The sequence below is a fragment of the Arthrobacter sp. ov118 genome (assembly GCF_900116495.1).
Classification (GTDB): Bacteria; Actinomycetota; Actinomycetes; order Actinomycetales; family Micrococcaceae; genus Arthrobacter.
The window spans coordinates 26,286-45,043 of record NZ_FPAY01000014.1; the positions used below are offsets into that span (position 1 = coordinate 26,286).

General features: G+C 68.0%; 20 protein-coding genes. 12 read left to right on the forward strand and 8 right to left on the reverse strand.

Annotation, left to right across the window (positions count from 1 at the left end):
• Positions 1-21 precede the first annotated feature (21 nt).
• The 5 genes from BM372_RS19340 to BM372_RS19360 all read left to right on the forward strand — a co-directional run bounded on the left by BM372_RS19340 (position 22) and on the right by BM372_RS19360 (position 3,776).
• Positions 22-993 carry a carbohydrate kinase family protein gene (locus BM372_RS19340; protein WP_090957074.1) on the forward strand — a complete coding sequence of 324 codons (972 nt, stop codon included), beginning with the start codon at positions 22-24 and terminating at the stop codon, positions 991-993.
• On the forward strand, positions 990-1,502 hold the full coding sequence (locus BM372_RS19345) for a YbhB/YbcL family Raf kinase inhibitor-like protein (RefSeq protein ID WP_090957075.1): 513 nt from the start codon (positions 990-992) through the stop codon (positions 1,500-1,502). The genes BM372_RS19340 and BM372_RS19345 overlap by 4 nt, the downstream gene beginning before the upstream one ends.
• A gap of 174 nt (positions 1,503-1,676) precedes the next feature.
• On the forward strand, positions 1,677-2,495 hold the full coding sequence (locus BM372_RS19350; RefSeq protein WP_090957076.1) for an HAD family hydrolase: 819 nt from the start codon (positions 1,677-1,679) through the stop codon (positions 2,493-2,495).
• Positions 2,496-2,601: 106 nt separating this feature from the next.
• Positions 2,602-2,847 carry a hypothetical protein gene (locus BM372_RS19355; RefSeq protein WP_090957077.1) on the forward strand — a complete coding sequence of 82 codons (246 nt, stop codon included), beginning with the start codon at positions 2,602-2,604 and terminating at the stop codon, positions 2,845-2,847.
• 167 nt (positions 2,848-3,014) lie between these two features.
• A complete protein-coding gene (locus BM372_RS19360) occupies positions 3,015-3,776 on the forward strand; it encodes a glycerophosphodiester phosphodiesterase family protein (protein ID WP_090957117.1) in 762 nt (253 codons plus the stop codon).
• Positions 3,777-3,848: 72 nt separating this feature from the next.
• Here the strand turns inward: BM372_RS19360 and BM372_RS19365 are convergent, their stop codons facing one another.
• Positions 3,849-4,820, reverse strand: coding sequence for an ADP-dependent NAD(P)H-hydrate dehydratase (locus tag BM372_RS19365; protein ID WP_090957078.1), 972 nt, complete (start codon positions 4,818-4,820; stop codon positions 3,849-3,851).
• Positions 4,804-5,613, reverse strand: a complete 810-nt coding sequence (locus tag BM372_RS19370) for a histidine phosphatase family protein (RefSeq protein ID WP_090957079.1) — start codon at positions 5,611-5,613, stop codon at positions 4,804-4,806. Before BM372_RS19370 ends, BM372_RS19365 begins: the two co-directional genes overlap by 17 nt.
• Positions 5,614-5,743: 130 nt before the next feature.
• Between BM372_RS19370 and BM372_RS19375 the strand changes: the two genes are divergently transcribed.
• A complete protein-coding gene (locus BM372_RS19375) occupies positions 5,744-6,868 on the forward strand; it encodes a glycerate kinase (RefSeq protein WP_090957080.1) in 1,125 nt (374 codons plus the stop codon).
• 68 nt (positions 6,869-6,936) lie between these two features.
• Here the strand turns inward: BM372_RS19375 and BM372_RS19380 are convergent, their stop codons facing one another.
• Complete coding sequence (locus BM372_RS19380) at positions 6,937-7,647, reverse strand: DUF6766 family protein (protein WP_090957081.1); 711 nt, start codon at positions 7,645-7,647, stop codon at positions 6,937-6,939.
• 4 nt (positions 7,648-7,651) lie between these two features.
• Entirely contained in the window at positions 7,652-8,224 is a 573-nt protein-coding gene (locus tag BM372_RS19385) for a DUF6328 family protein (protein WP_256214449.1), read from the reverse strand.
• 212 nt (positions 8,225-8,436) lie between these two features.
• Between BM372_RS19385 and BM372_RS19390 the strand changes: the two genes are divergently transcribed.
• Together BM372_RS19390 and BM372_RS19395 are read left to right on the forward strand one after the other, a co-directional pair.
• On the forward strand, positions 8,437-9,348 hold the full coding sequence (locus tag BM372_RS19390; RefSeq protein ID WP_090957082.1) for an SDR family oxidoreductase: 912 nt from the start codon (positions 8,437-8,439) through the stop codon (positions 9,346-9,348).
• Between the two features lie 128 nt (positions 9,349-9,476).
• Positions 9,477-9,830 (forward strand): hypothetical protein, encoded by a 354-nt coding sequence (locus BM372_RS19395; RefSeq protein ID WP_090957083.1) that lies wholly within the window; start codon positions 9,477-9,479, stop codon positions 9,828-9,830.
• A gap of 151 nt (positions 9,831-9,981) precedes the next feature.
• On the opposite strand, the gene BM372_RS19400 is transcribed toward BM372_RS19395, so the two are convergent.
• Positions 9,982-11,337 carry a uracil-xanthine permease family protein gene (locus tag BM372_RS19400; RefSeq protein ID WP_090957084.1) on the reverse strand — a complete coding sequence of 452 codons (1,356 nt, stop codon included), beginning with the start codon at positions 11,335-11,337 and terminating at the stop codon, positions 9,982-9,984.
• Positions 11,338-11,576: 239 nt separating this feature from the next.
• On the opposite strand from BM372_RS19400, the gene BM372_RS19405 reads away from it, so the two are divergent.
• The 3 genes from BM372_RS19405 to BM372_RS19415 all read left to right on the forward strand — a co-directional run bounded on the left by BM372_RS19405 (position 11,577) and on the right by BM372_RS19415 (position 14,381).
• Complete coding sequence (locus tag BM372_RS19405; protein WP_090957085.1) at positions 11,577-12,182, forward strand: malonic semialdehyde reductase; 606 nt, start codon at positions 11,577-11,579, stop codon at positions 12,180-12,182.
• Between the two features lie 282 nt (positions 12,183-12,464).
• Positions 12,465-13,070, forward strand: coding sequence for a hypothetical protein (locus BM372_RS19410; RefSeq protein WP_090957086.1), 606 nt, complete (start codon positions 12,465-12,467; stop codon positions 13,068-13,070).
• A gap of 144 nt (positions 13,071-13,214) precedes the next feature.
• Complete coding sequence (locus BM372_RS19415; protein ID WP_090957087.1) at positions 13,215-14,381, forward strand: GGDEF domain-containing protein; 1,167 nt, start codon at positions 13,215-13,217, stop codon at positions 14,379-14,381.
• 134 nt (positions 14,382-14,515) lie between these two features.
• On the opposite strand, the gene pgm is transcribed toward BM372_RS19415, so the two are convergent.
• Complete coding sequence (pgm, locus tag BM372_RS19420) at positions 14,516-16,177, reverse strand: phosphoglucomutase (alpha-D-glucose-1,6-bisphosphate-dependent) (RefSeq protein WP_090957088.1); 1,662 nt, start codon at positions 16,175-16,177, stop codon at positions 14,516-14,518.
• Positions 16,178-16,324: 147 nt separating this feature from the next.
• Between pgm and BM372_RS19425 the strand changes: the two genes are divergently transcribed.
• Positions 16,325-17,017: a DUF4190 domain-containing protein gene (locus BM372_RS19425; protein ID WP_090957089.1), complete on the forward strand. Its 693-nt coding sequence runs from the start codon at positions 16,325-16,327 to the stop codon at positions 17,015-17,017.
• Positions 17,018-17,077: 60 nt separating this feature from the next.
• On the opposite strand, the gene BM372_RS20560 is transcribed toward BM372_RS19425, so the two are convergent.
• Together BM372_RS20560 and BM372_RS19430 are read right to left on the reverse strand one after the other, a co-directional pair.
• A complete protein-coding gene (locus tag BM372_RS20560; RefSeq protein ID WP_177236082.1) occupies positions 17,078-17,242 on the reverse strand; it encodes a hypothetical protein in 165 nt (54 codons plus the stop codon).
• A gap of 29 nt (positions 17,243-17,271) precedes the next feature.
• Positions 17,272-18,741: a peptide MFS transporter gene (locus BM372_RS19430; RefSeq protein WP_090957090.1), complete on the reverse strand. Its 1,470-nt coding sequence runs from the start codon at positions 18,739-18,741 to the stop codon at positions 17,272-17,274.
• Positions 18,742-18,758 lie beyond the last annotated feature (17 nt).

The following is an 18,758-nucleotide window of genomic DNA, read 5'->3' on the forward strand; positions in this document are numbered from 1 at the left end:
ATTCTCTGGCAGAGTATGAGGATGCTCACAGTTATTGGCGAGGGGCTGGTTGATGTCGTCCAGCGGTCCTCTGGCGTCCAGGCCCATGTCGGCGGCAGCCCCCTCAACGTGGCGGTAGGGCTGGCCCGGCTCGATCATCCGGTCCAGTTCCTTGGCCGTTACGGCCGGGACGCCTACGGCGAAGCCCTGGCAGCGCACCTGAAATCGAGCTCCGTGCTGCTCCCGCTGGCGCCCGACGACCTTCCCACCAGTGTGGCCACCGCACTGGTCGACGACGCCGGCGCCGCCACTTACACGTTCGACCTCGCCTGGCAGCTCCCCGGCGTCGGGGCCCGCCTGCCGTTCCTCCTGCAGGGAACCACGCTGCTGCACACCGGCTCCATCGCGACGATGCTGGCGCCCGGTGCCGCCGAGGTGCTTGCCGCCGTCGAGCGCGCGCACCCGTCCGCCACCATCAGCTTTGACCCCAACTGCCGCCCCAGCATCATCCCGGACGTGGACTACGCCCGCGGGCAGGCCGAAAAGTTTGTGGCGCTCGCCGACGTGGTCAAGGCCTCCGATGAGGACCTGGAATGGCTCTACCCGGGCGCGGATCCCCTGGACTCCGCCCGCCGGTGGCTGGCGCTGGGCGGCTCCGAAGGACCGGCGATGGTCGTGGTGACCCGTGGCGGCGAGGGCCCTTGGGGCATCAACGCCGCCGGTGTTGCCCAGTTCGCCGCTCCGCGGGTGTTGGTCGCGGACACGGTGGGGGCCGGGGATTCGTTTATGGCCGCGCTGCTGTCCGCAGTGGTGGACCTCGGCCTGGACGGGGCACAGAACCGTCAGGCCCTGCGCGAACTTCCCGCCGACAGCCTGCGCGATCTTTTAGCCCACGCCTCGCGCGCCGCCGCCGTCACTGTGTCCCGCGCCGGGGCCAATCCGCCCACGCGCGCCGAGCTCGCCCAGATGGAATTGGGGGAAGCAGCCCCCGCCACAACGGAAGGACAGCCATGACACACCACGATGTACCCGCATTCCACGTCAGCAGCGAATCCTTTGCCGAGGGCCAGGCCGTCCCGCCGGCCCAGCGCAGCGGCAGAATGCGTGCCGGCGGCCAGGACGAGTCCCCGCAGCTGAGCTGGAGCGGCGCACCGGCGGAAACCCGGGGCTACGCCGTCACTATGTTCGACCCCGACGCCCCTGGCCGCGGCGGTTTCTGGCACTGGGCGGTGCTGGACATTCCCGCCGATGTTACGTCGCTGCCCGCCGGAGCGGGAGCCGAAGGCGGCAAGCTTCTTCCGGCCGGTGCACTGCAGCTGAAGAACGACGGCGGATTCCACGGCTACGTTGGTGCGGCCCCGCCTCCCGGCCACGGCCCGCACCGCTACGTCGTCACGGTCCATGCCCTGGACGTGGCGGCCTCGGGTCTGGACGAGCGCACGTCCCCGGCAAGCCTCGAGTCGAAACTCTCGCGCCACACCCTGGGCCGCGCCACGCTCACCGGGATCTACGAACGCCACTGACCCCGCCACCCCCGTGGCTGCCCGCCCAGTCCACCGGAATCGCCGGAAGCCTGCGCAGACGCCGGAATGTTACGGCGAGCTCGACGCGTTCCGGCGAATTCGAGGGTCCGCGGGTTGCCCACGCCCGCGACCCCCGCGGCTGCCCGCCGCCACAGGCCCACGTAGACTGGCAGTATGCGTCTGGTTGCAAGCGATATTGACGGAACGATCCTCAGCCATGAGGGCAAGATCAGTGATCGGACCGTCCGGGCATTCCACGCCTGCCGTGACGCCGGGGTGGAAGTGGTCTTCGTGACGGGCCGCCCGCCGCGCTGGCTCCACCCGCTGCAGGACCAGCTCGGGCACACAGGCACCGTCATCTGCTCGAACGGCGCCGTGGTCTGGGACCTTGAGGCTGACCGCATGCTCTCCGCACGGGCGCTCGGGCTGGACGCCATGTTCGAGGTACGCCGCATCATCCGGCGGTTGCGCCCCTCCGCCCTGTTTGCCGCCGAAACCCTGACGGGCTTCCATCTGGAGCCGGGTTTCCTCGAGAACGGCTCGAGCCGGCTTCTCGAGGAGTTCAAGCCTGCCCCGCTGCGCAGCACCCTTACGGCCACAGACTCCGTCGTGAAGTTCCTGGCCATAGTCCGCGAGGGCACGGCAGACGAGTTCCTTGCCGAGGTGACTCCGGCCGTCGCCCATCTGGCCGCCGCGACCCACTCGGCACCGAACATGGCCCTGCTGGAGCTGTCCCTTCCCGGCGTCAACAAGGCCGTCACCCTCGCCGAATACGCGGCGTCCCTCGGCATCGGCGCCGCGGACGTGGTGGCCTTCGGCGACATGCCCAACGACATCGAGATGCTTCGCTGGGCCGGCGAGGGTTACGCGATGGCCAGCGGCCACCCGGAGGCCATCCGCGCCGCCGACCAGCAGGCGCCGCACTTCGACGACGACGGCGTTGCTCAGATCCTTGAGTTCAAGCTCGTCGAACTCGGCCTCCGGACAGGCTAGGCCCTTGGCCGGTCACCTGATTCCCAGCGGACGGTCAACTGATGTTCACCTTGGCCTTCTAGGCTGGAGGCTCGTGACAGATTGTTGAACCGATAGTGGGGAAATCATGGCCAAGCAGCGCATCAACACGGATGACCAACCTTTGAACCCGGTGGAGCCGGACGGGCATTGGAGGCAGCTGCGCCAAGGTGACCGCGTCAGCGTCCGGCTCGCGCCGGGCTTCGAGACGGGCGGCCTGGTGGATGCCGTTACGGCGGACCACAGCGTTGTTTGGGTGGACCTCGACGGCGGGCGCGGCCGCACGCTCTTGCACTGCGGCGACGGCGTCGAAATCCGCCCGCACGATTCCTGACTTCCCCTCGCGCAAAGTCCGGGTACGCTTCAGGGGTGACGAGCCCGCACCCTTACTTTGACCCTCCCGGCAACCGTGACGGCAACTATGACGGCGGCAACCGCGACGGCGGCAACCGCGACGGGGACCAAGAGGGCGCCGGTGCCCGGGCCTCGGACGGTACAGGGATGATGCCCTTGGCGATCGCCCACCGGGGCTTCTCCCTGGACGGGCTGGAAAACTCGATGGCCGCGTTCCGGGCCGCCGTCGACCTCGGATTCCGGCACCTGGAGACGGACGTGCACACCACGGCCGACGGCGTGCTGCTGCTGTTCCACGACAAGACCCTGGACCGCATCACGGCGGAGCGGGGCCGGATCGCGGATCTTCCGGCGGCGACCGTGGCAAGGGCGAGGATCGGCGGAACCGAACCGATCCCGCAATTAGCTGAACTCGTCCAGGCCTACCCCGACGTCCGGCTCAACATCGACGTCAAGGATTGGAATTCCGTTGCCTCGCTGGCCTCGGCGATCGAACGCTACGCGCTGCACGACCGGGTGCTTGTTGCCAGTTTCTCGGACCGGCGGCGTCGGGCCGTGCTGCGGCAGCTGAGCCGCCCAGCCGCAGGCTCCGCCGGCACCGTGTCCACGGCGCTGTTCGTTCTGCTCGGGCCTGTACTGCCAGTTCCGCTGATGTCCTTCGTGGTCCGGCGCGCCCTAAATGGCGTCCAGGCCCTCCAGGTCCCGGTCCGCTACGGCCGCGTTCGCGTCGTGACGCCCGGCTTCGTCCGCCGCGCGCACCGGCACGGCCTCCAGGTGCACGTGTGGACCATCAACGAGCCCGCCGAGATGCACCGGCTGCTGGACCTCGGCGTCGACGGGATCATCACCGACCGCGCGGACCTGCTCAAGGCAGTGCTTCTGGAGCGCGGGAGGTGGTACGGCGGCTGACGCGGGCCGCCCGCAAGGGCTGCCCGCCGCCAGGGAAACCCACCAAGGTGCGCCGGAGTGCAGGTGGACAGCTTAGGCCGACAGCTCCATCATGAGCGGCGGCAGTTCCTCGGTGAGCTCCCGGGCCAGATAGCCCAGGCCGCCCAGCCTGCTGGCCAGCCGGTCGCCGGCTGCCGCATGCAGGTGCGTTCCCCAACAAGCGGCCTGCGAATCGGTGGTTCCCCGGGCGCGGAGGCCCGCGATGGCTCCGGCGAGCACGTCCCCGCTGCCGGAGGTGCCGAGTCCGCTGTGACCGGTCGTGATTTCCCAGAGGCCGGCCTCGCCGGCCGCCTTCCCCCTGCTGCGGCCGGGCCGGGCAATGACGCCCTGGCAGCTGACCACGGCCTGGTACTTCTCCGCCAACTCCGGCACCTGCCGGTGGAGATCGTCCACGTCCTGCCCGAGCAGGATGGCGGCCTCGGTGATGTTCGGGGTGAGGATCAGCCGGCCCGCCCAGGCGGCAAGTTCGTCCTGCAGCTCCGGCAGGCTTCCGAGGGCAAAGGCGTCCAGCACAAAGCAGGGCTGCCTGGAGTCGGAGTCGGGGTCGGAACCGGCACCGGAGCCTGCACCCTGCGCGCTGCCGGGATGGCCGGGGCTGGCTTTGAGGAGTTCCCGCAGCAGCGCGGTCGCCTGGTCTTTGTCATCCAGGCCCGGCCCCACCAGGACGGCGTCGGCGGCTTCCAGCTCGGCAGCAAGGCCCGCGGCGGCAGAACCCACGACAGTTCCCGCTGCCGTCTCGGGCAGTCCCAGAACACCCGCTTCCGGCAGTCCCACGGCGAGCTGTACCGCCACGGACTCCGCCACAGCCAGGGTGAGCCGTCCGGCACCGGCGCGGAGGGCAGCGACGCCGGCCAGCAGCGCTGCTCCGGGTGTCTTCCGGGCGCCGCCGATTACCAGCACTGAGCCACGGTCGTCCTTTCCGGAACCTCCGCCCGGAAGGGCCCACTCTCGCAGCAGGGTCGGGGTGACGGCCTCGGCCTGGGCGGACTTAGCGGGGGTGGACATCGGCGTCTCCTGAGTGCTGGGTGACCGCAACACCTTCAGTCAAGAGGTGGTCGGCCATGTTAAAGCTCTCCAGCAGCCACGGTCCGGTGCCCCCGGGCCGGACGAACCGGCTGACGGAGGCGTTGAGGATGGTGGACGTCGCCGCGATGTCCAGCAGCTCACGCTCCGTGAGCCCCTCCAGGATGTAGCGGATGAGCAGGATCACGGCATCGTGGCACACCAGCAGGATGCCCTCGCCGGGGTGGCGGCGGTCGAGATCGGCGAGCAGGGAGCGAAGCCGCAGTGCGACGTCGGCCCAGGACTCGCCACCCGGGGGACGGTAGTAGAACTTGCCGAGCCACCGCCGTCGTTCGGCTTCTTCGGGGAGCCGTGCCTCCACGCCCGCGGACGTGAGCATGTCCAGGATCCCGAGCTCGCGGTCGCGCAGCCGTTCATCGACGAGGACCGCCGTTGGCCAGCCGCCGGTCTGGACGGCCAGTTCCGCTGTTTGGCGCGCCCGGGCGTAGGGCGAGGACCAGACGGCGGTGCGCTGGTCCTCCGCAAACCCTGACAGCAGCCGGCCCAAGGCAAGCGCCTGGTCCCGCCCGGTGTCCGACAACTCGACGTCGGCGTCCCGGGCCGGCACGTTGATCACGTGCGCCCCCGCCTCGTGGGCCAGCGTGGCGGCCACGTTTCCCTGGCTCTCGCCGTGGCGCACCAGCACCAATTCCGTCACGCCCCGCAGGCTTCTGGCCCGTCCGTCGTCCTTCACCGCAACCCCCTGTGCGTTGGTCCCTCCCTCGGCGCGCTCCATCGGCTCGCCCTCGGGTCGAAGCTTTGTGGCTGCCACGTTACTACCGCCGCCTGACATTGTCGCGGCCGGCCGCTGCCCCGGGGGAAGACACCGAACAGCGACGGACCAGCCGGGCTGGCAGGATGGAGCCATGCGAATCCTCATTGCCCCGGACAAATTCAAAGGCTCCCTCACCGCCGCCGAAGCCGCCTCCGCCATTGCCGAAGGCGCCCTGCGCGTCTATCCCGACGCCGAAGCCATCCAGTTTCCGGTGGCGGACGGTGGCGAAGGCACACTGGAGGCGGCCGTCGCGGCCGGATACGAGGAGAGGATCAATGCCGTCGTTGGCCCGATCCTCGCACCGGTCGGTGCCGCCTGGGCCATCCGCAAGGACGCCTTCGGCGGTGCCACCGCAGTGATCGAAACGGCGCAGGCCTCCGGCCTGGCGCACATGGAGCCCACCCCCGCCAACGCCCTGCGCGCGCACAGCTACGGCTGCGGCCAGCTGATCGCCGCCGCCCTTGACGCCGGAGCCACGGAGATCGTGCTGGGCGTGGGCGGTTCGGCCATGAGCGACGGCGGCAGCGGCGCCCTTCGCGCGCTCGGGCTCAAGCCACTGGACGCCGCCGGCAACGTGGTGCCCCTCGGCGGCGGATCCCTCGCCGACGTCGTCTCGGTGGATACCAGCGGGCTGGACCCGCGGCTGTCGGCGGTGAAGTTCAGGATCGCCGTCGATGTGCAGAACCCGCTCTACGGCGGCGACGGTGCGGCGCACGTCTTCGGCCCGCAAAAGGGCGCTGACGGGGACGCGGTAGAGCTGCTCGACGCCGGCCTGCGCAACTGGGCGTCGGTCCTGCGCGAGTGCACGGGCCGGGACGTCAACGTCCCCGGCGCCGGTGCGGCCGGCGGCTTTCCGGCGTCGTTCCTGGCCTTCAGCACCTCTGCCCTGGAAGGCGGCTTCGAGCTCGTGGCCGGGCTTACCGGGCTTGCCGAAAAACTCGTGGGCGCCGACCTGGTCATCACCGGGGAAGGCTCCATGGACAGCCAGTCGCTGACCGGCAAAGCGCCGATCGCGCTGGCCGACGCCGCCCAGTCCCGCGGTATTCCGGTGATAGTGGTTGCCGGCCGGATCCTCGTCACCCCCGAAGACCTTGCACGGCACGGAGTGGTGGCCGCGGCCCAGCTTTTGGACGTTGCCGTGAGCCCGGACGACGCCGTTGCCAACGCCGCCAAATACCTTGCCTGGGCCACCAGCCAGGTCCTCGAAGGGGCCTGAGGGCGGCGCCAAAACGGGTGCCAAGTGCCGCCGGCGGAGCGTCGTCGGGAACATCGCGGTGCCGGGGTTCAGGCGCCGGTCTCGTAGTGTGGTTCGGCCACGGGCTTGGACTCGGGGGACCCCTTTTCCCGCAGGTAGACGGAGGCACCCACCAGCACCGCCACGGCCAGGAATTCGCTCTGCCAGTTCTGGAAGGATTCGAACCAGAAACGGCTGGTGGCGAGGTAACCCAGCACCGACACGGTGGGCTGGCCGTGGCTTTCCTGTTCGCTGTTGTAGTCCTGGCTGCCGCCGACGAGGTGCAGGACGAATGACATCAGGAAGAGCGTGAAAAACATGATCGAGAGCGAGTGCTCGTAGAGCTTGAGCACCCATCCGCCGCGCCGGACCGGCCAAGGCGTGGCGGCCTTGATCGTGGCGTCCCGGGGGTCCTCATCCTGCGGGGCGACGCGGCCCATCGGCTTTGACTCGGAGGAGCCCTTTTGGAACAGGAACACGGTCAGCAGGACGTACATGGCCATCTGCAGGAATTCTGACTCCCAGTTTTCAAACGTCGCTTCGACGAAGGCGCCCGTTCGGAGGTATTCCAGCACGGATACCGCCGCTTCCCCGTGGGCCATCTGGTCCTCGCTGTAGCTGGCCGCGCCGCTGAGGACCATGCCGCCGAAGAAGACGACGAAAAGCCCGATGTTGGCCAGCAGCAGCCCATGTTCTTTGGCCCATTGGGCCGCCGTTCCTCCCGAAGGTGCGTCGCGCCGTCGGTCTGCAACGTTGGTCATCGGATTATTCCCTGCCGTCTTGGTTGTCTTCGCGGGCTGAATTGTCTCCACCGTCTTGGTTGTCGTCGCGGGCGCCTGGGAGGGCATCGGATTCGCGTGCTTTCCGCCGGAGCCGGGCCGGGACGAACACCAGCATCACTGCCAGCACCACGAACAGGACCCCGCCTGCAACAAGGCCCGCGGTGTGCCCGGCAGTGACGTCGAAGACCAGGGTCGACGTCCCGACACTCAACAGCGCCACGCCTGCCAGCGATACCTTGGCGATGCTGTCCGCGCTGGATACCAGAGTGGCCTTCAGCCGCTGCCGGAAGAGCCGGCGGTGCACGCTGACGGGAAGCAGGATGGTCGCGGTGGTAAGTGCAGCCAGCACCACGAGCGACAGGTAGAGGGTTGTCTGGAAGTCCGTCAGTGTCTCGAACCTGGCCTGGAACGGCAGTGTCAGCAGGAACCCCGCCAGGATCTGCACGCCGGTCTGCAGCACACGCAGTTCCTGCAGCAGTTCCATCCAGTTACGGTCCAGCGTCTCTTCCGCGGTCTCATTCCTGCCGCTGCCGTTGGGGTGGCCGGGATCTGGCATTGGGCTCCTTTGACGGACGTGTTCGGCTGCGGGCCGCAGCACACACTCAACTTAAGCTTGAGGCTTGGATTATTACAAGTTGGTAGTAAGTCTGCTGACTATTTTGCCGATAGGGTGGAAGTGTTGACTCCGCTGGGATAGTTTCGAGGAGCCGGGCTGGTGCCGGCGCCCGGGAACGAACCCTAGAAAACCGACACGCAGTTAGGTGGACTATGAGTGATTCAGGCAACGCTTCGAGCAACAGGCAGGACCAGCCGGGCGACCCCCGCAGTGGTTACCACTCCGGCGGTTTTCCCAAGCAGGAACAGGAGCAGCCGGGCCTCACCGCGCCCATGGACCCGACGCCGGACCATGGCGAGGAGAGCTACCGCGGCAGTGACGCGCTGAGCGGCAAAGCGGCCCTGATCACCGGAGGGGACTCGGGCATCGGCAAGGCCGTTGCCATCGCCTTCGCCCGTGAGGGCGCCGACGTCGCCATCTCGTATCTGCCGGAGGAAGAAGAGGACGCGCAGGACACCGCCCGGTGGATCCGGAAGGCCGGCCGCAAGGCGCTCCTGCTCCCCGGTGACGGCCGGAGCGAGGACTTCGCCGCCAGCATCGTGAAGGATGCGCTGGCGGAGTTCGGACGTCTGGATGTGCTCGTGCTCAATGCCGCGTACCAGAAGAACCGCGACAGTTTTGAATCGCTCCCCACGGAGGAATTCGACCGGGTCTTCAAGACCAACCTCTACTCGCTGCTCTGGACCGCCCGCGCGGCCGTGCCGCACCTGGAAGCGGGTGCCTCAATCATCACTACCGCGTCCATCCAAGCTTTCAACCCGTCCCCACAGCTCGTTGATTACGCCATGACCAAAGCAGCGCAGGTCGCCTTCACAAAAGCGCTCGCCCAGGAGCTGGGGCCGAAGGGGATCCGGGTCAACGCCGTGGCGCCGGGACCGATCTGGACCCCCCTTATTCCCGCCACTGAATGGCCCGACAAGCTGCCGACCTTCGGGCAGGACACGCCCCTGCAGCGCGCGGGCCAGCCGGCGGAGCTGGCGCCCGCGTACGTGCTGCTCGCGTCCGACCACGGGTCCTATATTTCTGGAGCCGTGCTGCCGGTGACAGGAGGCAAGGGCCTGTAAAACCTCGCCGGCGCAGCCGCTGCCTCTGCACCATCAACAAACCAGCGGCACCAGAAACCCTGCTTCACCCCCAACAGCCGACCATCGTCCAACCACCATTTCCACTCAGAACAACAGGAGGAAACGGCATGACACAGGAGAACCAGCACGAGGAACCCAATGAAGAAGCCGGGGGATACGGAACACCGACCGCGGAGCAGGAGATGCCCCACGGTGGAACGGAGGAACAAGTGAGTGCAGAGAACGCCAGTACCGACCCGGGATTCGACGCGGACGCCAAGCCGAATGCGCAGGCGGCGATGCCGTCGTCCGAGGCTGACATGGATGCAGCCAACACCGAAGAGCCCGACGCCGGCCGGTCCTTTTCCTCCGAGTCGGGCCAGGATGCGGCAGGGCTGCCCGACGGGTCCGGGACGGACCTGCCGGAAAGCAAGTCCCCGAAGGACCGGGACGACGACAAGGAACAGTTCAACGCCGGGTAAGGCCGCCAGACCCAGGACCCGCCCCGGTGCTGTGTAAGTCCGCGCCGGCTAGCCGAAGAACACAAAGACCGGCCCTCCCGCCACCGATTGGTGGCCGGAGGGCCGGTCTTTGGTCGTTCGGTCTCTTGCAGTGCTACGGCCGGCTGGGCCGCTAGCGGCGCTTCTTCGCTGTGCGCTTCGCGGCAGCGTTGACCGCTGCCGCGACGGCGGCGCCGGGCGCCGGGTCTTCGGTTTCCGGCTCCGCCACGGTGCCGCGCACCTTCGCGATCGCCGTCATGCCGTGATAAATCACCAGGGCCGCGGCGGAGCCCAGCGCGATCCCGGTGAACTTGAGCTCACCGATGGTCCAGGTGTAGTCGGCAATCCCGACGATGAGGGCGACGGCGGCCGTGGTCAAGTTGATCGAGTTGGAAAAATTCACCTTGTTCTGGACCCAGATCTTCACGCCCAGCACGCCGATCATGCCGTACAGCATCGTGGCCGCACCGCCGAGGACACCGGCGGGGACAGTGGCGATGAGCTCGCCAAACTTCGGCGAGAAGCTCAGTACCACCGCGAAGGCGCCGGCCACCCAGTAGGCCGCGGTCGAGTACACCTTGGTGGCAGCCATGACGCCGATGTTCTCGGCGTATGTGGTGGTCCCGGACCCGCCGCCAAGGCCGGCGAGCACGGTGGCCGCGCCGTCAGCCAGAAGCGCCCGGCCGGAGACGCCGTCGAGATTTTGGCCCGTCATGGCAGACACGGACTTCACGTGGCCGATGTTCTCCGCGACCAGCACCAGCACCACCGGCACAAAGAGGCCCACGACGCCGAGGTGGAATTCAGGGGTCTGGAAATGGGGCAGGCCGACCCACGCCGCCGAATCCATCTTGGAGAAGTCCACCTCGCCCCGGAGCATCGCGACCAGGTAACCCACCACGACGCCCACCAGGATGCTCAGCCGGCCCAGGATGCCGCGGAACAGCACACTGACCACGATGATGACGGCCAGCGTGATGAAAGCGGTGACCGGGGCCTGGTCGAAGTTGCTCTTCGCCGCGGGCGCCAGGTTCAGGCCGATCAGCGCCACGATCGCGCCGGTGACGATCGGCGGCATGACACGGTTGATCCAGCCGGCGCCGAATTTCTGCACCACCGCCCCGACGATCGCGAGGGTCGCGCCGGCCAGCACCACCCCGCCGAGCGCCCCGGGGATCCCGAACTGCTGCTGCGAGGCCAGAATCGGGGCGATGAACGCGAAGCTGGAACCGAGGTAGCTGGGCACGCGGCCCTGGGTGATCACCAGGAACAACAGCGTTCCGATCCCGGAAAAGAACAGGGTGGTGGCCGGCGGCATGCCCGTGAGGATCGGGACCAGGAAGGTGGCGCCGAACATGGCCACGACGTGCTGCATACCGACGCCGATCGTCAGCGGCCAGGTGAGCCGCTCGTCGGGCCGGACAACTTGACCGGGGCGGATGGACTTTCCGTTGCCATGGAGTTTCCACTTGGTGCCGAGCATGCTCATTGCCGGGGCCTTTCGGAGAATGGGGCGGGAAGGAATCTTCCGGGGCAACTTTACCGCGCAGGGCCTCACCGGACCCCCGGGTAGTCGCCGGGCAGGCGGCTGCGCGGCCGGAATCGCCCGGGACTGTGGCCAACATCACCGCCGTCCCCGGGAAGTCGCCGTTCCGGCCGGGAGTTGCAACCAAGGACAGCAGCAAGCCTAGTGCGAGACCGCGTGCAGGCACAGCGAAAGGGACGCCCATGACAATCGCCCATGACGAGGCAGTAATCGACGCAGCCGCCGTCGACGCAATCTTTGCCGAGGCCCGCACCGCCAACGCCTTCACCGGCGAGGTCACCGACGAGCAGGCCCGCGCCATCTATGAACTCACCAAGTTCGGCCCGACGGCGTTCAACTCCCAGCCGCTGCGCGTCACGTATGTGCGCTCCGAGGAAGCCCGGGCCACACTGGTGGGTGCCCTCTCCAACGGCAACCGCGCCAAGACGCAGTCGGCCCCGCTGGTTGCCGTTCTTAGTTACGACACGGCCTGGCAGGAGCAGTGGGACAGCTTCCTCCCCGGCTACAACGCCCCCAAGGCCATGTATGACGCCGCGCCCGATGTTGCCGCGGCGACCGGCAACAACAACGCCGACCTGCAAGCCGGCTACTTCATCCTCGCCGTCCGCTCCCTCGGCCTGGCCGCCGGCCCCATGACAGGCGCCGACTTCGCCGCCATCGACGCCGCGTTCTTCCCGGACGGGAGCCAGAAGAGCTTCCTCGTGGTCAACATCGGTCAGCCCGGCCCGGACGCCTGGGGTGAGGCCAAGCCGAAGTTCGCATACGAGGACGTCGTCCGCACGGTCTAGCAAGCAGGTGCCCCGTTCGCGGAGGTGCCTCCGGCAGCTTTTTCCGCGGAGGTGCCTCCGGCAGCTTTTTCCGCGGAGGTGCCTCCGGCACCATGGGGGACAGGCCGGAGGCACACGGGACGCAATTCTGCGGTTCAGCGCATGGCCTGCATCCGGGGCCACTACCTATTTTAGTCCGCCCGGGCCCCCTCAACACAGTGGATTATGCGGGTCGGTGGATGCAGCCATTTGCCGATCCGCAGGCCCGATTCCTCAGTCGTCGGGGCGTGGCAAACTTGCCTCATGCGGAACCTCATTGTGGTGGCGTTCGTGGAGCCCGTAGCCGAGGGACTGGAGTTCCCCCGGGATGACTGGCCGTTGCACATCACGCTGGTCAAGTTCGACGTCGCGGCCCGGGACTCGGTCGGGCCGGCCGCCCACAGCGCCAGCTCCGGCCCCCGAGGCGCTGACGCCCAGGGCCCCGGTCCCCAGGACCCCGGTCCCAAAGAAACCGCGAAGGCCGCCACCCCGGAGGACCCGTTCGCCGAAAGGCTCGCGCACCTGATGGAGGAGGCCGTCGCAGCCGCCCTGGGAAGCACCCTGATCGTGGGCCGTGATGACAGTTTCGGCAGGGGCGGATCCATCCCGGTCAATCTGATTGAACCCAGCGAAAAGCTGACGGGCCTGCACACTGCACTGGTCCGGATAGTTCAGGACCTGCCCGGCCGGATCTCCACCCCGGCCTACACACTGGAAGGCTTCCGCCCGCACGTCTCCCACCACGGGGACAAACGGCTCAATCCGGGCGACGCCGTCGCGCTGGACAGGATTGCCCTGGTGGACATGGCGCCCGACGGCGGGCACGCCACGCGCCGGGTACTCAAGCTGTGGGCCGGACCCTTAGGCTGAGCGGACGCGGCGCGCCGGCTGCGGGGCCGCTGTGCGTCACATCGGCACACCGACCACGGATTCCAGCGGGCGGGTGCCATACTTGGGTCAACTTCGACGTGGAATCACGCACATCGGAGGACGGACGAAGGACGGGGGAACTTCATGATCCTTGATACCGCTACCTTGCGGGTCGCCTTGGCCCTCGTCGACCTGACCTTGCTCCTGCTGTTCTATTTCATCACCTTCCGGCGGACGAGGTCTGCGTACAGCGGCTGGTGGTGCATGGCCCTGCTGCTCTTCCTGATCGGGAATTCGGCCTTCCTGCTCAACGGGACAATCCACCAGGCGTGGGCCAACCCGGCCGGAAACGTGTTGCTCGTGGCCGGGGCGGCCAGCATCTGGGCCGGTGCCCGCTCCCTGCGGAGCGCCCGCACATCCCGCTGGCATTTTGCGGTGGCCCCCGGCATCGTGGCCGTCGCTTCGATCCTTGACAGTCCGGCCACGAATACCTGGGCCGGCGGCGCGTTCTACCTCGGGTTCATGGGTGTGCTGATCGGCCTGGGATGCAGGGAACTGTTCCTGCTCGAGCGTGACTATTCGCACGTTCACCGTCCGCTGGCCTTCGTCGCCTGCCTTCTTGCCCTCTTCTACGCGGGCCGGTTTGTCGCCTTCCTGGTAGACGGTCAGTCCGGTCCCGTCTTCACCTCCGTCTTCGGATCGGTTGCGACGACGGCGCTCTCTACCGTCACGCTGGTGGTTGCGTCTTTCACCATGGCCGAACTCAGCTACGAGCAACTGACCCAGGACCTGCGGGCACGTGCCACGGTGGACGGGCTGACCGGCCTCCTGAACCGGGCGGCCTTCCTGGACCTTGCCGAAAACGAACTGCGCCGCCTGCGCCGGACCAAGACCACGGCGTCACTGATCCTCGCGGACTTGGACCACTTCAAGTCCATCAACGACGAGTTCGGACATTCGGCCGGGGACACCGCCCTGCAGGCCTTTGCCAGGGCCTGCACAGTAACGGTGCGGTCCACCGACCTCGTCGGCCGCTACGGCGGAGAAGAATTCATCCTCCTGCTCCCCGGCGTCACACCCGCACGGGCCCGGGAAATCACGGCAGAGATCAGCCGCGGCCTCCAGGAAACCGGCCGTGGCGTCGTTGCGCGCCTGCCTACCGTGAGCTACGGCATCGCCTCCGCCAACTCCGGGGCGGCGACCCTGCAGGACGTGGTGGCCGCGGCCGACGCCGCCCTCTACCAGGCGAAAACGCTCGGCCGGGACCGCTCCGTGCTGGCCGCAGGCGCCCCCAAGGACAAGACCGACTGACGGTACCGGAGCGCCGCGCGCGGGCGTGCGGCCGGCGGAACCCGGCGGGGGCGGAACCCGGCGTGGGCGGCCCCGGCGTGGGCGGCCCCGGTGGGAGGCCGCCGCGCGCTTGCTGCGAGTAGTTGTGCGTGCCGCTAGGAAATGACGCCGTCCACCAGGGCCTTCGCCTCGGCCTGGACCTGCTTGAGGTGCTCGGCACCCTTAAAGGACTCGGCGTAAATCTTGTAGACGTCCTCCGTGCCGGAGGGCCGCGCCGCGAACCAGGCGTTTTCGGTGACCACCTTGAGGCCGCCGATCGCCGCGCCGTTGCCCGGCGCCTCGGTCAGTTTGGCGGTGATCGTTTCGCCGGCCAGTTCGGTGGCCGTGACGTCGGAGGACGACAGCTTGCCAAGCGCAGCCTTCTGCTCCCGCGACGCGGCCGCGTCGATCCGGGCGTAGACGGGGTCCCCGAACTGGTCCGTAAGGCCCTTGTACAGCTGCGACGGTGACTGGCCGGTGACGGCCGTGATCTCGGAGGCCAGCAGGGCCAGCAGGATGCCGTCCTTGTCCGTGGTCCAGACGCTGCCGTCCATCTTGTTAAAGGAGGCGCCCGCGGATTCCTCGCCGCCGAAAGCCCCTTCACCGGACAGCAGCCCGGGAACGAACCACTTGAAGCCCACCGGAACCTCCACCAGCTTGCGGCCCAGGCTCCCGGCCACGCGGTCGATGATCGAGGAGGACACGAGCGTCTTGCCGATCACGGACTGCGGGTTCCAGCCGCTGCGGTGCCGGTACAGATAATCGATGGCGACGGCGAGGTAGTGGTTGGGGTTCATGAGTCCGCCGCGTCCATCAACCAAAGGCGTCACGATCCCGTGCCGGTCGGCGTCGGCGTCGTTGCCGGTGGCGATGTCGAACTTCGCCCCTTCGGACATCCTGGTAATCAGCGAGGCCATCGCCGAGGGCGAGGAGCAGTCCATCCGGATCTTCTCGTCCCAGTCCAGGGTCATGAAGGCCCACTGCGGATCAACGGTGGGGTTCACGACCGTGAGGTCCAGCTGGTGGCGTTCGCCGATCTCGCCCCAGTAGTCCACTGACGCGCCGCCCATGGGGTCGGCGCCGATCCGGACGCCTGCCTCGCGGATGGCGTTCAGGTCCAGTACCGAGGGGAGGTCGTCCACGTAGCTGCTGAGGAAGTCGAACTTGCCGGTGGTCCCGGCAGCGAGGGCATCGGCCAAGGGGATGCGCTTGACGCCGCGCAGGCCGTTTTCGAGCAGCTCGTTGGCGCGGTTGGCAATCCAGCCGGTGGCGTCGGTGTCCGCGGGCCCGCCGTGCGGGGGGTTGTACTTGAACCCGCCGTCGCCGGGCGGGTTGTGGCTGGGGGTCACCACAATTCCGTCGGCCTGCGGCGCGCCGGAGGCGGCATTGCGGTTGTGCGTGAGGATGGCATGGCTCAGGGCCGGGGTGGGCGTGTAGCCGTGGCGGGCGTCGATGAGGACGTTCACGCCGTTGGCCGCCAGCACTTCAAGGGCGGAGTTTTGCGCCGGTTCACTCAGGCCGTGGGTGTCCTTGGCCAGATAGAGGGGACCGGTGATGCCCTGTCCGGCCCGGTACTCCACGATCGCCTGCGTGATGGCGAGGATGTGGGGTTCGTTGAAGGACGCCTTCAGGCTTGAACCCCGGTGCCCGGAGGTGCCGAAGGCCACCCGTTGCCCGGGGTCGGTAAGGTCCGGCGAAACGTCATAGTACGCATCAAGGAGCGCAGTGAGGTCAACAAGGTCTTGGGGTTGGGCAACTGTGCCCGCGCGGCTAGCCATGGCATTAGCATGCCAGACGACGGCGCGGTGCAACACGGTTTCGCGGCAAACCCGGTCCTGTGACGCGAGAAGACCGCCGAACTGGCCGGTCCCATGGAAACCCTGCGGCGGTACGCTGGACCCAGAGACTTCTTGAGGGGACATGCCATGACTGACCAGCCAAAACAAGGGAACAACGAGACGCCCGAGGGCCAACAGCCGACGCTGCGGCTCCCTGACCACCAGCCGGAAGTGCCACGGCATCCGGCGCCCCCCTCCGGCCATGAGCAGGGCTACGAGCAGGGCCAATCCGCGACGCAGCAGTTCGCCCAGCCCGGAGCCCCGGAGCAGTCTGCCCAGCCCGGAGCCCCGAAGCCGCCCGACTACCCGCAGCAGCCTGGCCACCCGCAGCAGCCCTACGCTGGCCAGCGGCCCGGGCAGGACCATTATGGCCGGCCGGCGCCGGACCAGGGCCAGTTCTCAAGCCCGTACCCGCCGATCTACAGCCAGCCCAGCCAGCCCGGCCAGCCTTATGACCAGACCTCGCCGTATGCTCAGCCAGGCAGCTACAACGCTTACGGCCAGCCGTCCTACTACGGGGCGTCGCCAGCCCCCAAAACGCTGAGCATCGCCAGCATGTGCTGCGGCATCGCCGCGCTTGTGGGATTCGGGTTCTTCCTGCTTCCGCAGTTGGCCGCCGTCGTCCTGGGGCACCTGGCCCTGCGCCGCGAACCGGCTGGCCGGGGCATGGCGATCGCCGGCCTCGTGATGGGTTACGTGGGCATCGCCGTGACCATCCTGGTGCTGGTCATCTTCGGATTGGTCATCGGCACCGCGCGCAACAGCGGCTACAGCGTCTAGGGGCACAGCCGCCGGGCTCGTTTGCCCGGAACATCAGCGCTGGATGCCGGCTTCAGTGGTTCAGGCCGTGGCATCGATCCCGGCCCCGGCCCCGGCCCCGGCGTCGTGGTGCGGGCGGCGGATGGTCCCGCCAACCCGCGCCACAACGTCGGCGGCATTGCCCGCCGGCATGAGTTCGACGTCGGACGCCCCGCCTGGGGCGGGAGCGTGGACGCGCGAAGCCACCGGGCTGCGATGTGCGGGGGTTCAGCGGGTCAGCGCACACCGCCCATGAGCTTTTTGATTGCCGGCGAGGCCGCTGCCATGCCCACGGCCAGCAGGATGGCGGTTCCGCCCACCCCGATGAAGTACGGCAGTTCGTCGTCGGGGTTGTACAGGCCGGACAGGATGCCGGCCAGCGTTGTGCCCAGGGACACGGAGAGGAAGAACAGCGCCACCATCTGGGTGTGGAAGGCCTTGGGCGCCAGCTTGGTGGTCACGGAAAGCCCGATGGGGGACAGGAACAGTTCCGCGAGCGTGAACAGCAGCAGGATTCCCGCCAGGGCCAGCAGCGGAGTTTTTCCGTCGCCGGCGAGGGGAATGAACGCCAGGAAGGCTAGCCCCATGACGAACAGGCCGATGGAGAACTTCAGCGCCGAGCCTGGCTGTTTGCGGCCGAGCCGGGTCCACAGGGCAGCCATGACGCCGGCGAAGATGATGATGAACACCGGGTTGATGGACTGGACCCAGGCCGCCGGCATTTCCCAGCCGAAGAAGTTCCGGTCCAGCTTTTCCTCCGAGTACACGGCGATGAAGGTGAACTGCTGCTGGAACAGGGCCCAGAACGCCGCGGAGGCGATATACAGCGGGATGAACGCCGCCACGCGCCCGCGTTCGGTGGCGGTGACCTTCTTGCTGCTGAAGATCAGGGCGAAATAGATGACGGAAGCGCCGATGGCCGCGTAGGCCATGGACGTGGCCAGGTTCTCGGCGTTGACGGCGCCTGTGATGAGCAGGACCGCGATGGCCGCGGCGATGACGCCGAAGATCAGGCCGTATTTTTTGCGTTCCGCATCCGGGAGCGGGTGCGCGACGCGCTGGCTCTGGGCGGGGAGCTTGCTGCGCCCCCGGGCGTAGACGGTCAGGCCCACGGCCATGCCGACGGCGGCAGCGCCGAAGCCCCAGTGGAAGCCCTGGCTTTCCTGCAGCCAGCCGGTGACGAGGGGGCCGATCAGCGCGCCGGCGTTGATGCCCATGTAGAAGATGGAGAACCCGGCGTCGCGGCGCTCGTCCTTCTCGCCGTAGAGCGTGCCGACGAGGGCGGTCGCGTTCGCCTTGAGCCCCCCGGAGCCGACCCCCACCAGGACCAGGCCGGTAATGAGGCCGGGGACACCGGGCACGAGGGCCAGGCCGATGTGGCCGGCCATGATCATGATGGCGGAGCCGAACAGCACCCGCTCGGAACCGAACAGCCGGTCTGCGAGCCATGCGCCCAGGATCGTGGAGAGGTAGACCCCGCCGCCGTAGGCGCCGACAAGGCCGGCGGCCAGGCCCTGGTCAATCCCGAGCCCGCCCTTCTCCGCGGAGAAGTACATGTAGTAGAGCAGGATTCCCTGCATGCCGTAGAAGGAGAAACGCTCCCACATTTCTACGGAGAAGAGGCTGGCCAGCATCTTTGGGTGGCCAAAAAAGGAAGTATCGCCCGGCGTTGTAGCGGGGCGAGTGTCTAAATGAGTTGTGCTCATTTACTTAATGCTGACAT